Origin of the sequence: Escherichia sp. WS1451, assembly GCF_046487365.1 — a bacterium.
In the GTDB taxonomy this organism is placed as follows: domain Bacteria; phylum Pseudomonadota; class Gammaproteobacteria; order Enterobacterales; family Enterobacteriaceae; genus Escherichia; species Escherichia coli.
The window spans coordinates 37,928-53,356 of the sequence record NZ_JBJQJP010000010.1; the positions used below are offsets into that span (position 1 = coordinate 37,928).

A 15,429-nucleotide genomic window follows, 5' to 3' on the forward strand; every position below is an offset into this window, starting at 1 on the left:
CTGTCCGTGCGCTTTTAACCTGTAATCCCCAACAGCGCCGAAGCACTCGCCTTACCGCTCAACAGCTCATCGGTCTTACCCTGCCAGGCGATTCGCCCATCGGCGACCACCACCGAGCGCGTGGCGATCCGCGCAGCATCTTCCACACTGTGCGACACCATCAATAACGTCATTTTTTGCTGCTGGCAGCTCGTGCTCACCAGCGTCAACATCTCCTGACGTAACGCCGGATCGAGCGCAGAGAACGGTTCATCGAGCAATAAAATCGGCTGTTCGCGTACCAGACAACGCGCTAACGCCACGCGCTGTCGCTGACCGCCGGAAAGCTCGCCCGGTAACCGCGCTATTAAATTATCAATCCCCATCTGACGGGCAATCGCGTGCATTTTCCCCTGCTGTGCCGCGTTCAGTTTCAACCCCGGATTTAGCCCCAGCCCGATGTTCTGCGCGACCGTCAGGTGACTGAACAGGTTGTTTTCCTGAAACAGCATCGACACCGGACGGCGTGACGGCGGCGTCGTGGTGTGATCAACGCCATCGATAGTCAGCGAACCGCTGGCTGGCGTCAGAAAACCGGCGATCAAATTCAGCAGGGTACTTTTACCCGCGCCGCTTGGCCCGAGGATCGCCACCTGCTCGCCGCGTTCTACCGTTAAGCTAAAACGCATCGGCAAATGGTGATAAAGCCAGGTGATATCAGTCAGTTTTAACATTTCGCCCCGGTAGTTTTTCAATCACAGTAAACAGCAGAAAACAGAGTAGCAGCATAATTAACGCGGTGACCGCGCCGTCCTGGCTGCGATAGGAGCCAATTTGCTGGTAGAGATAAAACGGCAGGGTACGGAAATCATCGTTACCGAACAACGCCACCACGCCAAAATCACCAATCGACAGCACACAAGCAAAGGCCAGTGCCTGCGCCAGCGGACGTTTCAGGGCGCGCAGCTCCACCACTTTTAAGCGTGACCAGCCTTCAATGCCCAGCGACTGACATAACATGTTGTAGCGAGCGGTGATATCGCGCATCGGGTTTTCCAGCACTTTCAGCGCATAAGGGATCGCCATTAACGCATTGGTGAAAATCACAATGCCGTCAGCAGATTGTGGCAGGCCGATAGTGTTGTTGAGCAGTAAAAAGAAGCCCGTTGCCAGCACAATCCCCGGCATGGAGAGGATCAACATGCCGCTCATCTCCAGCGCCTGGCCGGCCAGCATTTTCTGCCGCGCCCGAAGTTCGCGACTGCTCCATAGCAGCATCATGGTCAGCACTACGCACAATACGCCTGCCGCCAGCGCAATACGCAACGAGGTCCACAGCGCCTGCCACAGCACCGGTTGTGCCAGCACTTCCGGCAACTGGCGATTTACCCCATCGACGATCACCGCCAGTAACGGTGGCAGCAATAGCAGCAGCGCCAGCACAATTAACACCGTGTCGCAAATGCGGCTATGCAGACGATCGTCCGGGTCGCGCCAGCCTTGCAGCAGCGTGGTGCCTGGCGCAATGGCCTTACTCAATCGCTGACTCAGCAGCACCAGCCCAAGGCAACACACCATCTGGATCAGCGCAAGCATCGCCGCGCGGGCAGGATCGTAGTCGTAACTCAGCGCCTGATAAATAGCCAGCTCGATAGTGGTCGCCTGCGGACCGCCCCCCAGCGATAGCACGGTGGCGAAGCTGGCGAAACAGAGCATAAAGATAAGCGCAGCAACTGGCGGGATTTGTCGACGTAACCACGGCCATTCGACAAAGCGGAAAAAATGCCAGCCGCGCATCCCAAGTTGTGCGGCAAGTTGACGTTGTTCGCCGGGAATGTTTTCCAGTGCCTGGAGTAATAAACGGCTCGCCATCGGCAGATTAAAAAACACATGGGCCAGCAAAATGCCTTGCAGGCCGTAGGGCGAAAAGGTCCACTCCAGACCAAGTGATTGCCAGAGCGAGGCCAGCCAGCCCTGGCGACCATAGACGCTAAGAATGCCGAAAACAGCGACCAGCACCGGGAGGATCAAGGTCATTGCGCACAGACGCAACAGCGCCAGCCGACCCGGAAAGCGCCTGCGATAGAGGGCGCGGGCGAGGAATATCGCGGGTACGACAGAGAGCAGCGCCGAGAGAAACGCCTGCCAGAAGGAGAAGCGCACCACATGCCACAGATAGCTGTCCTGCCAGACTGCCACCCAGTCACCCTGCGGCGCGTTCCACCACAGGGCGAGAAACGCCGCCAGCGCAACCGCCACCACAAGCGTAGCGGCGCTTACACCTGGAATTAACCAGCCGGGAATTAACGGCTGACGGCGCGTTGCCATTCGCTAATCCATGCCTGACGTTGTGCCGCCACTTCGGCTGGCGTGAACTCCAGCGTGGTTGCCGGTTTGGTCAATTGTTCAAACCCGGCAGGCAGCGTGACATTTGCCACCGGATACATCCAGTTGCCGGTTGGGATCGCATTCTGGAAAGCCGGAGAAACCATAAACTGGAGAAATTTTTGCGCCAGCTCCGGCTGCTTGCTGGCAGCGGTGCGGGCGGCGACTTCCACCTGCAGATAGTGACCTTCGCTGAAGTTCGCGGCGGCGTAGTTATCTTTCTTCTCTTCGAGAATGTGATAAGCCGGAGAGGTGGTGTAACTCAGTACCAGATCGCTTTCACCTTTTAAAAACAGGCCGTAGGCTTCGCTCCAGCCTTTGGTGACCGTGACCGTTTTCTTCGCCAGTTTCTGCCAGGCTTGTGGGGCGTCATCGCCATAGACTTTTTGCATCCACAACAGCAGGCCCAGCCCCGGCGTACTGGTGCGCGGATCCTGATAAATCACCCGCCAGTTTTGATCGCTCTCAACAAGCTCTTTCAGGCTTTGCGGCGGGTTTTTTAGTTTGTTCTTGTCATAGACGAAGGCGAAATAGCCGTAATCAAACGGTACGAAAGTGTCATTATTCCAGCCGCCGGGAACGTTAACGGTATCCGCTGCCACGCCGCTTTTGGCAAATAGTCCGGTTTTACTGGCGGCGTCTAACAGATTGTTATCCAGCCCCAGCACCACATCGGCTTTACTGTTTTTGCCTTCCATCCGCAGACGGTTGAGAAGCGAAACTCCATCTTCCAGCGCTACCAATTTCAGTTCGCAATTACAGTCGGCTTCAAAGGCTTTTTTGACCACCGGACCAGGCCCCCAGTCGGCGGCGAAGGAATCGTAGGTGTAGACGGTCAGAACGGGTTTAGCGAAAACGGGCGCTGTGCACAGCAACAGCAGGGGAAGACATTTTTTTAACACTTTGCACCTCAAAAAAGAGTGGCAAAGGACTTGAGAAGGAGCCTCAAATCCCTTCGCCGGCGTTATCCGGATCAGGTTCGACGGGTATTTTCTCAGCGCACGCGTCTGCGTGGCACCCCGTTGAGAACGGCGTTAGTGTAGTGATTTTGTTATCAACCAGCAATCCATAGAGAAGGCGTATTAAAAAAGCCAATATTCGTTCAGCTATCAAGGACGTATTTGCATAGCTGGGAAGCTTTGAACCGAAAGAATCCCTTAGCACAGTCAAAATCGGTAATGCAACGGCTTATTGCGTGAATGAGCGATTTTTGACAGTATTCTTATTCAGGACGCTTATTCTGAGTTTTTAACTCAGAGTGGAGCTATCAGCATGAAAGTAAGAAACCCAGAACAGATTAGTATCTCTGCTAGTAATACCACTAAAGATCCAGGCCTTACTCATTCTCAGATTATGAGGATGTTTAACCTGGTCAAAAAGACCGAGAATATGAATCTCTTTGAAGCGCTATGGGAGACGTTACGCAATCTCTTCCGGTCAGATAAACATTCCCAGGCTGCGGCAAGGCAAATTCTGAAGGATGCATTTTATTTCCATAATAGTGATGACTACTCAAAATACTTTACCGGGGCTGTCGACGGGGATGCGCGTGATAAGTTTACCCACTGGCTGATAAATTTTAATAAACTCAAAGAACATGCAATAGATCCGGAAAATATGGCCGCGAAGGCCTCACTCTCGCCAAAAGATACGTTAAGAGTCAGTTTTTTTATTGGCGATGAGGCGATATTTACTCTGGAGTTGCAGATGAAAGAGAACACCAGGACCGGGTGCATTGATCTGAGTCATGCTTACTTTAACGGGGTTGTCATTTGTGGTATTGACCGTCTCGAGGTTGACCTGAGCAATGCTGAAATGAACAATAGCAGATGGTATGACTGACCTGTGCGAGGTTAACCTGAAAAAGCTGACCGTTCCGGCCAGAACAAGGCCAGACTGCGCCGTTATTGATTAACTCAGAATATGAAAGAGGGGCTGGAATGCCCCTTCTTTAATCTTATTTGCGACGCTAATCAGACGATGCATAAAACAGAGAAAATATAAAAGTAATGTATTTTATTCATTCCGTCTGAATATAAAAAACGCGCTCATCACCGCCAAAAGGCGCGAGCTACTCTGGATCCGGCGGCGCAAACCACGCTGATTTAAAATCGAACCAGCCGAGGGTGTTCATACGTAGACCGCGCATACTGCGTTGCCCCTGAATGATCAGCCAGTGGTGGATAAGCGGCACCATTGCTTTGCTGGCGACCAGTTGCTGGCACCAGTTCGCCAGGTTCATTTCGCCATTGCGCCAGCGGGCGGCGTCGGCTTGCCAGTCGATCGGAAGACAGTGTTGGAGCAGCGGCACCTCGCACAAGTGCGCGAACAGCGAAAAATCCAGCGGCAGCGTAAAGTTGGCGCTGTTAAGCCAGATATCGCTCTCGATCTCTCCTTCATGCCACTGATCGTAGCTGATCTCTTTGATTTCCAGCGTGACCTGGTGACTTGCCAGAATCTGCTGCATGATCCCGGCAATCACTCGATGCTCAATATGATCCTGATAAAAGGTCAGGGTGAGGCTTTCCAGCCCGGCGGGTTTTTCGCACTGCGCCGGGTGGGCATGATGCCAGCGCGGCAATAGCCCGTAGGCTGGAAACCAGAGTTGCTGGTACTGTTCTTCGGCAAAATAGACCAGGTTGGTGGGGGAGAGAACATAGCTTACCCAGTCTCTTACCGCCTGGTTCGCCCCGCGATGGGTGCGGCTGTCGAACAGTAAATAGTAGCAACCTTCTTCCAGCCGACTTTCAATCTCTTTTTCCTCGCCCTGTGGACCTTTTAGCATCAGCCCTCCGGCTGGCTCGTCGGCAATTTCCGGCAGAACCCAGACGTTAACTTCGTCGATTAATGCCCGGTAACCGAAGAAGTCATCGAATGCCTGAATTTTCAGTTGATTGGTGCTGTTGCGGATCACCGCATACGGACCGGTGCCGATGGGATGGCTGGCAAAGTTACTGAGGGTTTCCCATTCGCGCGGCAGGATCATCGCCGGAACTTGCCCCAGCAGTAACGGCAACCAGCGATCCGGCTGCGTGAGGTGGATATCCAGCGTCCAGGGCGTCGGCGATACAATTTCAGCAATATGCGAATAGAGCGGCAGCGTATTGATCCGTTTTAAAGAGGCGATCACATCGTCCATTTCCAGTTCACGACCATGATGAAAATGGACTCCTGGACGCAAAAAGAAACGCCAGTGAAGCGGTGATATTTGCTGCCAGTGGTGGGCGATGTCTGCTTCCAGTTCCCCATTTTCCTCATTTATGCGCGTTAGCGAACTGAAGATTTGCCGGGCGATATGGGTTTCGGAACGACGCAATGCACTGCCGGGCAGCAGATTACGCAACGGACGATAGTAGAGAACGCGCAGGATGTGCCGCCCCTGGCGGAAGCTGCGTCCCAGATGAGAAACCAACATTTGCCGCACAGCCGCTTTGTCGCCAACCAGTTGCACCAGTTGATCGATACGATCCTGCTCCAGCAGGTCTTCCGCCCGCTGTTGCTGAAGCGCCAGCCCGGTATAGAGGAATGTCAGACGCGAGCGTTTACCGCGCCCGACTTCCGCTTCCCACGTCAGCCAGCCGCGATCCTGCATGGTGTTGAGCAGGGTGCGCATATGACGACGCGAGCAGCTCAATAACGCTGCCAGTTCGTTGAGCGTTGTGTCCTGCGATTTACCCTCGCAGCATTGCCACAGGCGGATGAACTGTTGTTGCAGACGAGCAGATGGCATAAAAGGGGAACTCCTGCGCAAAAGTCAGCAATTTTATTTTCCCTATATTAAGTCAATAATTCCTAACGATGAAGCAAGGAGGTGCCCCATGCGTCAGTTTTATCAGCACTATTTTACCGCGACAGCGAAGTTGTGCTGGTTGCGTTGGTTAAGCGTCCCACAACGATTAACTATGCTTGAAGAACTGATGCAGTGGGAGGGGAGTCATTCTGACTACTGATTTGCGGACATCATGTGTGACTGAGTATTGGTGCTAATCGCCACGCCAGCAGTGATTATCTGCTGGCTTTTTTCTTTTTGGCGATTGAGTGCCGGACGGTGTACAAACTAACGCATAAACGCCGGTTGCTTCTCTTCATAAGACGCAATGGCGTCGTCGTGCTGCAGAGTCAGGCCGATGCTGTCCAGACCGTTCATCATGCAGTGGCGGCGGAATGCATCGATGGTAAAACGATAGGTTTTCTCACCTGCCTTCACCTCTTGCGCTTCCAGGTCCACGTCGAAATGGATCCCCGGATTGGCTTTCACTAGCGCAAACAGCTCATCCACTTCTGCATCGCTTAATTTCACCGGCAGCAGCTGGTTGTTAAAGCTGTTGCCGTAGAAGATGTCAGCAAAACTCGGTGCAATCACCACTTTAAAACCGTAATCGGTCAATGCCCACGGCGCGTGCTCACGCGAGGAACCGCAGCCGAAGTTTTCTCGTGCCAGCAAAATGGAAGCGCCCTGATACTGCGGGAAGTTCAGCACGAAGTCCGGGTTTGGCTGTTGGCCTTTTTCATCCAGAAAACGCCAGTCGTTAAACAGATGCGCGCCAAAACCCGTACGGGTCACTTTCTGCAAAAACTGTTTCGGGATGATTGCATCGGTATCGACATTGGCGGCATCCAGTGGAACCACCAGGCCTGTATGTTTGATAAATTTCTCTGCCATGGTGTGCTCCTTATTTAATGTTGCGAATGTCGGCAAAATGTCCGGTCACCGCAGCGGCGGCAGCCATAGCCGGGCTGACCAGATGCGTGCGCCCGCCGCGCCCCTGGCGGCCTTCAAAGTTACGGTTACTGGTGGAGGCACAACGTTCGCCCGGATTCAGACGGTCGTTATTCATCGCCAGACACATTGAGCAGCCAGGCAAGCGCCATTCAAAACCGGCTTCAATAAAGATTTTATCCAGACCTTCCGCTTCCGCCTGGGCTTTTACCGGGCCAGAGCCGGGAACCACCAGTGCCTGCACGCCTGGCGCGACTTTTCGCCCTTTGGCGATTTCCGCTGCCGCGCGTAAATCTTCAATGCGCGAGTTGGTACAGGAACCGATAAACACTTTATCGATAGCCACTTCGGTCAGCGGAATACCCGGTTTCAGCCCCATATAGGCCAGCGCTTTTTCTGCCGACGCGCGTTCAACCGGATCGGCAAACGAAGCTGGATCGGGAATATTGTCGTTCACGGAAATCACCTGGCCTGGATTGGTGCCCCAGGTGACCTGCGGCGAAATCTCTTCTGCTTGCAGAGTGACAACGGTATCGAAAGTTGCGCCTTCGTCGGTTTGCAGGGTTTTCCAGTAGGCGACGGCGTCGTCGAAATCTTTGCCTTTCGGCGCATGCAGACGGCCTTTAACATAGTTAAAGGTGGTTTCGTCCGGTGCAACCAGACCGGCTTTTGCGCCCATTTCGATTGCCATATTGCACAGGGTCATACGACCTTCCATGCTTAAATCACGGATTGCTTCGCCGCAAAATTCCACCACATGCCCGGTACCGCCTGCGCTGCCGGTTTTACCAATAATTGCCAGCACGATATCTTTCGCGGTAATGCCCGGCGCGGCTTTGCCCTGGACTTCAATTTTCATGGTCTTCGCCCGGCCCTGTTTCAGGGTTTGCGTTGCCAGTACGTGTTCAACTTCGGAAGTGCCGATACCAAAGGCCAGTGCGCCAAACGCGCCGTGGGTGGCGGTATGTGAGTCGCCGCAGACAATGGTCATCCCCGGCAATGTGACGCCCTGTTCCGGCCCCATTACGTGGACGATCCCCTGATACGGGTGATTCAGGTCATACAGCTCGACGCCAAATTCTTTGCAGTTTTTGATCAGCTCCTGCATCTGGATGCGCGCCATTTCACCGCAGGCATTAATGTCTTTGGTCTGAGTAGAGACGTTGTGATCCATGGTGGCGAAGGTTTTGCCCGGCTGACGTACCGGGCGACCGTGGGCGCGCAGACCATCGAACGCCTGCGGTGAGGTCACTTCATGCACCAGGTGGCGGTCGATATATAACAGCGGGGTTTCGTTTTCGGCTTCGTACACTACGTGAGCGTCGAACAATTTTTCGTATAACGTTTTAGCCATGATTACACCCCTTCTACCACATAGCGGGCAATGATATCGCCCATTTCATTGGTACTAACGGCGGCAGCGCCACGGGCTAAATCCCCGGTGCGAATGCCTTCTTCTAATGCGCGGTTAATGGCGCGTTCAATGGCGGAAGCCGCATCATCGGCATCCAGGCTGTAACGCAGCAGCAGTGCCAGCGACAGGATTTGTGCAATCGGGTTGGCGATGTTTTTGCCTGCGATATCTGGTGCGGAGCCGCCTGCCGGTTCATACAGACCAAAACCTTGTTCGTTCAGGCTGGCGGAAGGCAACATCCCCATTGAGCCAGTGATCATTGCGCACTCGTCAGACAGAATGTCGCCAAACAGGTTGGAGCACAGCAAGACGTCAAACTGTGATGGATCTTTAATCAGCTGCATGGTGGCGTTGTCGATGTACATATGCGCCAGTTCGACATCCGGGTATTCCGTGGCGATCTCGTTAACGATCTCCCGCCATAAAATAGAGGATTGCAGCACGTTGGCTTTGTCGATAGACGTCACTTTATGGCGACGTTTACGAGCAGATTCAAACGCGATGCGGGCGATACGTTCAATCTCAAAACGGTGATACACCTCGGTATCAAACGCTTTTTCATATTGTCCGCTACCTTCGCGGCCTTTTGGCTGACCGAAATAGATACCGCCGGTCAGTTCGCGCACACACAGGATGTCAAAGCCGTTTGCGGCAATGTCAGCACGCAGCGGACAGAATGCTTCCAGCCCCTGATACAGTTTTGCCGGACGCAGATTGCTGAATAATTTGAAGTGCTTACGCAAAGGTAGCAGTGCGCCGCGTTCTGGTTGCTGGTCTGGCGGCAAATGTTCCCACTTCGGACCACCTACCGAGCCAAACAGCACGGCATCGGCTTGCTCACAACCTTCAACCGTCGCAGGCGGCAGCGGCTGCCCGTGGTTATCAATGGCTGCGCCGCCTACATCGTAATGGCTGGTGGTGATACGCATCGCAAAGCGGTTGCGCACGGCATCCAGCACTTTCAGCGCCTGGGTCATCACTTCCGGACCAATACCGTCCCCCGGCAATACGGCAATATGGTAATTCTTCGACATCACACGGTTTCCTTGTTGTTTTCGTTGTGTTGAGCTTTGCGTTGCAACTCTTTTTCGACTTCTGCGGCACGCCAGATATTGTTCAGTACGTGCACCATGGCTTTGGCGGAGGACTCGACAATATCGGTGGCCAGGCCGACGCCGTGGAAGCGGCGACCATTGTAGTTGGCGACAATATCCACCTGACCCAGCGCATCTTTACCGTGACCTTTGGCGGTCAGGCTGTATTTCACCAGTTCGACGTTATAGTCAGTGATGCGGTTAATCGCCTGATAGACGGCATCGACCGGACCGTTACCGTTGGCGGCTTCTGCTTTGACATCTTCGCCACAGGCCAGTTTGACGGCGGCAGTGGCAATATCGTTAGAACCTGACTGCACGCTGAAGTAATCCAGACGGAAATGCTCCGGCTCTTCTTGCTGCTTACCGATGAAGGCCAGCGCCTCCAGATCGTAATCAAACACCTGGCCTTTTTTGTCCGCCAGCTTCAGGAAAGCGTCGTACAGGTTGTCTAAATTATATTCACTTTCTTTATATCCCATCTCATCCATGCGATGTTTCACCGCCGCACGCCCCGAACGAGAGGTCAGATTCAGCTGGATTTGGTTCAGACCAATAGATTCTGGTGTCATGATTTCGTAGTTTTCACGGTTTTTCAGTACACCATCCTGGTGGATACCGGAGGAGTGTGCGAATGCGCCGCTGCCAACAATGGCTTTGTTTGCCGGGATCGGCATATTACAAATCTGGCTAACTAACTGGCTGGTGCGCCATATCTCCTGGTGATTAATGGCGGTATGAACGTTGAGAATATCCTTACGAACTTTGATCGCCATGATCACTTCTTCCAGCGAACAGTTACCGGCTCGCTCGCCGATCCCATTCATTGCACCTTCCACCTGGCGCGCTCCGGCATGTACCGCCGCCAGTGAGTTGCCAACTGCCAGGCCTAAATCGTCGTGGGTATGTACGGAGATAATGGCTTTGTCGATGTTAGGCACGCGTTCATACAGGCCGCTGATGATTCCAGCGAACTCAAACGGCATGGTGTAGCCCACGGTGTCCGGAATGTTGATAGTGGTGGCACCGGCGTTAATCGCCGCTTCAACCACGCGCGCCAGATCGGCAATGGGTGTGCGTCCGGCATCTTCGCAAGAAAATTCAACATCATCGGTGTAATTACGGGCGCGTTTCACCATATAGATAGCGCGTTCGATTACTTCGTCCAGCGTGCTACGCAGCTTGGTGGCAATGTGCATTGGTGAAGTGGCAATAAAGGTATGGATACGGAAGGCTTCGGCAACTTTCAGAGATTCAGCTGCCACGTCGATATCCTTTTCCACGCAGCGAGCTAACGCACATACGCGGCTGTTTTTGACCTGGCGGGCGATGGTCTGCACCGATTCGAAATCGCCCGGCGAAGAGACGGGGAAACCGACTTCCATCACGTCAACACCCATACGCTCAAGGGCCAGCGCAATTTGCAGTTTTTCTTTCGCACTCAGGCTTGCCTGTAACGCCTGTTCACCGTCGCGCAATGTGGTATCGAAAATAATAACTTGCTGGCTCATGGTTTGGGTCCTTGTCTCTTTTTGAGCGCCTCGCTTCGGGCATAAAAAAACCCGCGCAATGGCGCGGGTTTTTTGTTTGACTGCGTGCTGGCTTAATGCTGAATGCCGCTCACTCGTCTACCGCGCAAAGAAGATGCGTTTAGTAGTAGTAGACCGATAAAGCGAACGATGTGAGTCATTAAATCAGCTCCAGATGAATACGATATGCTTTTAGAGTTACTGGATACAAAAACGGATGTCAACCCTGACGCAACAAAAACGTTCCGCCAGAGTGAGTTCTGCATTCGTCAAATTAGCTAATTGTGCTGCGGTGGTTAAAACAAGCGATATTAATTTCTGCTTAACCACCGACGCTTTTCATCGGTTGACATATTTCAGAATAAATTTTTGCATCTAATCAACGAGGAAAAGGGGGATAAAATGCACGCGTTACAAAACCTATCTTGATGATTTGTATTGAATTATATGCTTTGCTAATTTTTTGATATTCATTTGGTGAATATTATTGTTCGATTAATGTTAAGAATTAATGCATTAAACATATAAATTAATTATTAAAAAAGCACATTTAATCCATTTTGTGGATGATTGAGTATTCGCGGTAGTTATGATTAGATTGTTTTCGCAACAAAAACATTATGGATTATTATGCTGCGGTAAATGACGCTTTACTCGGCAATGGGTTCTGTTTTTATAAGAACCCGTATCTTTATGTTTTCCTAATTTTTCTCATTTTCCTTTTTCTTATTTTATATGCATGATAAATCATATTCTCGAGGATTATTTCTCTGCATTCCAATAAGGGAAAGGGAGTTAAGTGTGACAGTGGAGTTAAGTATGCCAGAGGTACAAACAGATCAACCAGAGACGGCGGAGTTAAGCAAGCCACAACTACGCATGGTCGATCTCAACTTATTAACCGTTTTCGATGCCGTGATGCAGGAGCAAAACATCACCCGTGCCGCTCATGTTCTGGGGATGTCGCAACCTGCGGTCAGTAACGCGGTTGCACGCCTGAAGGTGATGTTTAATGACGAGCTTTTTGTTCGTTATGGCCGTGGCATTCAACCGACTGCTCGCGCATTTCAACTTTTTGGTTCAGTTCGTCAGGCATTGCAATTAGTACAAAATGAATTGCCAGGTTCAGGTTTTGAACCCGCGAGCAGTGAACGTGTATTTCATCTTTGTGTTTGCAGTCCGTTAGACAGCATTCTGACCTCGCAGATTTATAATCACATTGAGCAAACTGCGCCAAATATACATGTTATGTTCAAGTCTTCATTAAATCAGAACACTGAACATCAACTGCGTTATCAGGAAACGGAGTTTGTGATTAGTTATGAAGACTTCCATCGTCCTGAATTTACCAGTGTGCCATTATTTAAAGATGAAATGGTGCTGGTAGCCAGCAAAAATCATCCAACAATTAAAGGCCCGTTACTGAAACATGATGTTTATAACGAACAACATGCGGCAGTTTCGCTCGATCGTTTCGCGTCATTTAGTCAACCGTGGTATGACACGGTAGATAAACAAGCCAGTATCGCGTATCAGGGCATGGCAATGATGAGTGTACTGAGCGTGGTGTCGCAAACGCATCTGGTCGCTATTGCGCCGCGTTGGTTGGCTGAAGAGTTCGCTGAATCCTTAGAGTTACAGGTATTACCGCTGCCGTTAAAACAAAACAGCAGAACCTGTTATCTCTCCTGGCATGAAGCTGCCGGGCGCGATAAAGGCCATCAGTGGATGGAAGAGCAATTAGTCTCAATTTGCAAACGCTAACTGAATGCAGAATAGGTCAGACATCAATGTCTGGTTTATTCTGCATTTTTTATTGAATGTAGAATTTTATTCTGAATGTGTGTTCTCTCTATTTTAGGATTAATTAAAAAAATAGAGAAATTGCTGTAAGTTGTAGGATTCAGCCGATTTATTATCAATTTAATCCTCTGTAATGGAGGATTTTATCGTTTCTTTTCACCTTTCCTCCTGTTTATTCTTATTACACCGTGTTTATGTCTCTGTCTGCTAATTGCTTAAGCAAGATCGGACGGTTAATGTGTTTTACACATTTTTTCCGTCAAACAGTGAGGCAGGCCATGGAGATGTTGTCTGGAGCCGAGATGGTCGTCCGATCGCTTATCGATCAGGGCGTTAAACAAGTATTCGGTTATCCCGGAGGCGCGGTCCTTGATATTTACGATGCATTGCATACCGTGGGTGGTATCGATCATGTTTTAGTTCGTCATGAGCAGGCGGCGGTGCATATGGCCGATGGTCTGGCGCGCGCGACCGGGGAAGTCGGCGTCGTGCTGGTAACGTCGGGTCCAGGGGCGACCAATGCGATTACTGGCATTGCCACCGCTTATATGGATTCCATTCCCTTAGTTGTCCTTTCCGGGCAGGTAGCGACCTCGTTGATAGGCTACGATGCCTTTCAGGAGTGCGACATGGTGGGGATTTCTCGCCCGGTGGTTAAACACAGTTTTCTGGTTAAGCAAACGGAAGACATTCCGCAGGTGCTGAAAAAGGCTTTCTGGCTGGCGGCAAGTGGTCGCCCTGGGCCCGTGGTCGTTGATTTACCCAAAGATATTCTTAATCCGGCGAACAAATTACCCTACGTCTGGCCGGAGTCGGTCAGTATGCGATCTTACAATCCCACGACCTCCGGGCATAAAGGGCAAATTAAGCGCGCTCTGCAAACGCTGGTGGCGGCAAAAAAACCGGTTGTCTATGTAGGCGGTGGGGCAATCACGGCGGGCTGTCATCAGCAGCTAAAAGAAACGGTGGAGGCGTTGAATCTGCCCGTTGTTTCCTCATTAATGGGGCTGGGGGCGTTTCCGGCAACGCATCGTCAGGCACTGGGCATGCTGGGAATGCACGGCACCTACGAAGCCAATATGACGATGCATAACGCGGATGTGATTTTTGCCGTCGGGGTGCGTTTTGATGACCGAACGACGAACAATCTGGCGAAGTACTGCCCAAATGCCACGGTTCTGCATATCGACATTGATCCTACTTCCATTTCTAAAACCGTGACTGCTGATATCCCGATTGTGGGGGATGCTCGCCAGGTCCTTGAACAAATGCTTGAACTCCTGTCGCAAGAATCCGTCCATCAACCGCTGGATGAGATCCGCGACTGGTGGCAACAGATTGAACAGTGGCGCGCTCGTCAGTGTCTGAAATATGACTCTTACAGTGAAAAGATTAAACCGCAGGCGGTGATCGAGACTCTTTGGCGGTTGACGAAGGGAGACGCTTACGTGACGTCCGATGTCGGGCAGCACCAGATGTTTGCTGCGCTTTATTATCCATTCGACAAACCGCGTCGCTGGATCAACTCTGGCGGCCTCGGCACGATGGGTTTTGGTTTACCTGCGGCACTGGGCGTCAAAATGGCGTTGCCAGAAGAAACCGTGGTTTGCGTCACTGGCGACGGCAGTATTCAGATGAACATCCAGGAACTGTCTACCGCCTTGCAATACGAGTTGCCGGTACTGGTGGTGAATCTCAATAACCGCTATCTGGGGATGGTGAAACAGTGGCAGGACATGATCTATTCCGGCCGTCATTCACAATCTTATATGCAATCGCTACCCGATTTCGTTCGTCTGGCGGAAGCCTATGGTCACGTCGGGATCCAGATTTCTCATCCGCAAGAACTGGAAAGCAAACTTAGCGAGGCGCTGGAACAGGTGCGCAATAATCGCCTGGTGTTTGTTGATGTCACCGTCGATGGCAGTGAGCACGTCTACCCGATGCAGATTCGCGGGGGCGGAATGGATGAAATGTGGTTAAGCAAAACGGAGAGAACCTGATTATGCGCCGGATATTATCAGTCTTACTCGAAAATGAATCAGGCGCGTTATCCCGCGTGATTGGCCTTTTTTCCCAGCGTGGCTACAACATTGAAAGCCTGACCGTTGCGCCAACCGACGATCCGACATTATCGCGTATGACCATCCAGACCGTGGGCGATGAAAAAGTGCTTGAGCAGATCGAAAAGCAATTACACAAGCTGGTCGATGTATTGCGCGTGAGCGAGCTTGGACAGGGTGCGCATGTTGAGCGGGAAATCATGCTGGTGAAAATTCAGGCCAGCGGCTACGGGCGTGACGAAGTGAAACGTAATACGGAAATATTCCGTGGGCAAATTATCGATGTCACACCCTCGCTTTATACCGTTCAATTAGCAGGTACCAGCGATAAGCTTGATGCATTTTTAGCATCGATTCGCGATGTGGCGAAAATTGTGGAAGTTGCTCGCTCTGGTGTGGTCGGACTTTCGCGCGGCGATAAAATAATGCGTTGAGAATGATC

15 protein-coding genes and 1 riboswitch are annotated in these 15,429 nt (G+C 51.7%); of the genes, 5 read left to right on the forward strand and 10 right to left on the reverse strand.

What is annotated here, in order from left to right:
• Window positions 1-14 precede the first annotated feature (14 nt).
• From thiQ to thiB, 3 genes are read right to left on the reverse strand one after another with little or no spacing between them, the layout of a single operon-like run.
• Window positions 15-713 (reverse strand): thiamine ABC transporter ATP-binding protein ThiQ, encoded by a 699-nt coding sequence (gene thiQ, locus ACJHX7_RS14090; protein ID WP_000916296.1) that lies wholly within the window; start codon window positions 711-713, stop codon window positions 15-17.
• On the reverse strand, window positions 697-2,307 hold the full coding sequence (gene thiP, locus ACJHX7_RS14095; protein WP_089582857.1) for a thiamine/thiamine pyrophosphate ABC transporter permease ThiP: 1,611 nt from the start codon (window positions 2,305-2,307) through the stop codon (window positions 697-699). Before thiP ends, thiQ begins: the two co-directional genes overlap by 17 nt.
• A complete protein-coding gene (thiB, locus tag ACJHX7_RS14100) occupies window positions 2,283-3,266 on the reverse strand; it encodes a thiamine ABC transporter substrate binding subunit (RefSeq protein ID WP_001330218.1) in 984 nt (327 codons plus the stop codon). The genes thiP and thiB overlap by 25 nt, the downstream gene beginning before the upstream one ends.
• Before the next feature lie 30 nt (window positions 3,267-3,296).
• Window positions 3,297-3,396: riboswitch (TPP riboswitch) on the reverse strand.
• Window positions 3,397-3,636: 240 nt separating this feature from the next.
• Here thiB and espY2 point away from each other — a divergent pair.
• Window positions 3,637-4,206: a T3SS effector EspY2 gene (gene espY2, locus ACJHX7_RS14105; RefSeq protein ID WP_000868329.1), complete on the forward strand. Its 570-nt coding sequence runs from the start codon at window positions 3,637-3,639 to the stop codon at window positions 4,204-4,206.
• 229 nt (window positions 4,207-4,435) lie between these two features.
• Here espY2 and sgrR read toward each other — a convergent pair whose 3' ends face one another.
• The gene (gene sgrR / locus ACJHX7_RS14110; RefSeq protein ID WP_094030012.1) at window positions 4,436-6,094 is read right to left on the reverse strand and encodes a DNA-binding transcriptional regulator SgrR; all 1,659 of its coding nucleotides are present in this window, start codon (window positions 6,092-6,094) and stop codon (window positions 4,436-4,438) included.
• Window positions 6,095-6,182: 88 nt separating this feature from the next.
• Between sgrR and sgrT the strand changes: the two genes are divergently transcribed.
• On the forward strand, window positions 6,183-6,314 hold the full coding sequence (gene sgrT / locus ACJHX7_RS14115; RefSeq protein WP_001248768.1) for a glucose uptake inhibitor SgrT: 132 nt from the start codon (window positions 6,183-6,185) through the stop codon (window positions 6,312-6,314).
• Window positions 6,315-6,421: 107 nt separating this feature from the next.
• Here sgrT and leuD read toward each other — a convergent pair whose 3' ends face one another.
• The 5 genes from leuD to leuL form a co-directional block, all read right to left on the reverse strand.
• Window positions 6,422-7,027: a 3-isopropylmalate dehydratase small subunit gene (leuD, locus tag ACJHX7_RS14120; RefSeq protein ID WP_000818231.1), complete on the reverse strand. Its 606-nt coding sequence runs from the start codon at window positions 7,025-7,027 to the stop codon at window positions 6,422-6,424.
• Between the two features lie 10 nt (window positions 7,028-7,037).
• Window positions 7,038-8,438 (reverse strand): 3-isopropylmalate dehydratase large subunit, encoded by a 1,401-nt coding sequence (gene leuC, locus ACJHX7_RS14125; protein WP_001140652.1) that lies wholly within the window; start codon window positions 8,436-8,438, stop codon window positions 7,038-7,040.
• Window positions 8,439-8,440: 2 nt separating this feature from the next.
• Window positions 8,441-9,532: a 3-isopropylmalate dehydrogenase gene (leuB, locus tag ACJHX7_RS14130; protein WP_000042358.1), complete on the reverse strand. Its 1,092-nt coding sequence runs from the start codon at window positions 9,530-9,532 to the stop codon at window positions 8,441-8,443.
• Window positions 9,532-11,103 carry a 2-isopropylmalate synthase gene (leuA, locus tag ACJHX7_RS14135; protein WP_094030011.1) on the reverse strand — a complete coding sequence of 524 codons (1,572 nt, stop codon included), beginning with the start codon at window positions 11,101-11,103 and terminating at the stop codon, window positions 9,532-9,534. Before leuA ends, leuB begins: the two co-directional genes overlap by 1 nt.
• A gap of 92 nt (window positions 11,104-11,195) precedes the next feature.
• Window positions 11,196-11,282, reverse strand: coding sequence for a leu operon leader peptide (leuL, locus tag ACJHX7_RS14140; RefSeq protein WP_001300467.1), 87 nt, complete (start codon window positions 11,280-11,282; stop codon window positions 11,196-11,198).
• A 658-nt stretch (window positions 11,283-11,940) separates the two neighbouring features.
• Here leuL and leuO point away from each other — a divergent pair.
• A complete protein-coding gene (leuO, locus tag ACJHX7_RS14145; protein ID WP_001361829.1) occupies window positions 11,941-12,885 on the forward strand; it encodes a transcriptional regulator LeuO in 945 nt (314 codons plus the stop codon).
• A gap of 154 nt (window positions 12,886-13,039) precedes the next feature.
• Here leuO and ACJHX7_RS14150 read toward each other — a convergent pair whose 3' ends face one another.
• Window positions 13,040-13,084: a protein YabR gene (locus ACJHX7_RS14150; RefSeq protein ID WP_120795371.1), complete on the reverse strand. Its 45-nt coding sequence runs from the start codon at window positions 13,082-13,084 to the stop codon at window positions 13,040-13,042.
• Window positions 13,085-13,202: 118 nt separating this feature from the next.
• On the opposite strand from ACJHX7_RS14150, the gene ilvI reads away from it, so the two are divergent.
• A complete protein-coding gene (gene ilvI / locus ACJHX7_RS14155) occupies window positions 13,203-14,927 on the forward strand; it encodes an acetolactate synthase 3 large subunit (RefSeq protein ID WP_000425652.1) in 1,725 nt (574 codons plus the stop codon).
• 2 nt (window positions 14,928-14,929) lie between these two features.
• The gene (gene ilvN / locus ACJHX7_RS14160) at window positions 14,930-15,421 is read left to right on the forward strand and encodes an acetolactate synthase small subunit (protein WP_001252744.1); all 492 of its coding nucleotides are present in this window, start codon (window positions 14,930-14,932) and stop codon (window positions 15,419-15,421) included.
• The last annotated feature ends 8 nt before the right edge of the window (window positions 15,422-15,429 follow it).

Coding starts and splice junctions, on each gene's coding strand:
- thiQ (WP_000916296.1), bottom strand. CDS start 713: ATGTTAAAACTGACTGATATCACCTGGCTTTATCACCATTTGCCGATG.
- thiP (WP_089582857.1), bottom strand. CDS start 2,307: ATGGCAACGCGCCGTCAGCCGTTAATTCCCGGCTGGTTAATTCCAGGT.
- espY2 (WP_000868329.1), top strand. CDS start 3,637: ATGAAAGTAAGAAACCCAGAACAGATTAGTATCTCTGCTAGTAATACC.
- sgrR (WP_094030012.1), bottom strand. CDS start 6,094: ATGCCATCTGCTCGTCTGCAACAACAGTTCATCCGCCTGTGGCAATGC.
- sgrT (WP_001248768.1), top strand. CDS start 6,183: ATGCGTCAGTTTTATCAGCACTATTTTACCGCGACAGCGAAGTTGTGC.
- leuD (WP_000818231.1), bottom strand. CDS start 7,027: ATGGCAGAGAAATTTATCAAACATACAGGCCTGGTGGTTCCACTGGAT.
- leuC (WP_001140652.1), bottom strand. CDS start 8,438: ATGGCTAAAACGTTATACGAAAAATTGTTCGACGCTCACGTAGTGTAC.
- leuB (WP_000042358.1), bottom strand. CDS start 9,532: ATGTCGAAGAATTACCATATTGCCGTATTGCCGGGGGACGGTATTGGT.
- leuA (WP_094030011.1), bottom strand. CDS start 11,103: ATGAGCCAGCAAGTTATTATTTTCGATACCACATTGCGCGACGGTGAA.
- leuL (WP_001300467.1), bottom strand. CDS start 11,282: ATGACTCACATCGTTCGCTTTATCGGTCTACTACTACTAAACGCATCT.
- leuO (WP_001361829.1), top strand. CDS start 11,941: ATGCCAGAGGTACAAACAGATCAACCAGAGACGGCGGAGTTAAGCAAG.
- ilvI (WP_000425652.1), top strand. CDS start 13,203: ATGGAGATGTTGTCTGGAGCCGAGATGGTCGTCCGATCGCTTATCGAT.
- ilvN (WP_001252744.1), top strand. CDS start 14,930: ATGCGCCGGATATTATCAGTCTTACTCGAAAATGAATCAGGCGCGTTA.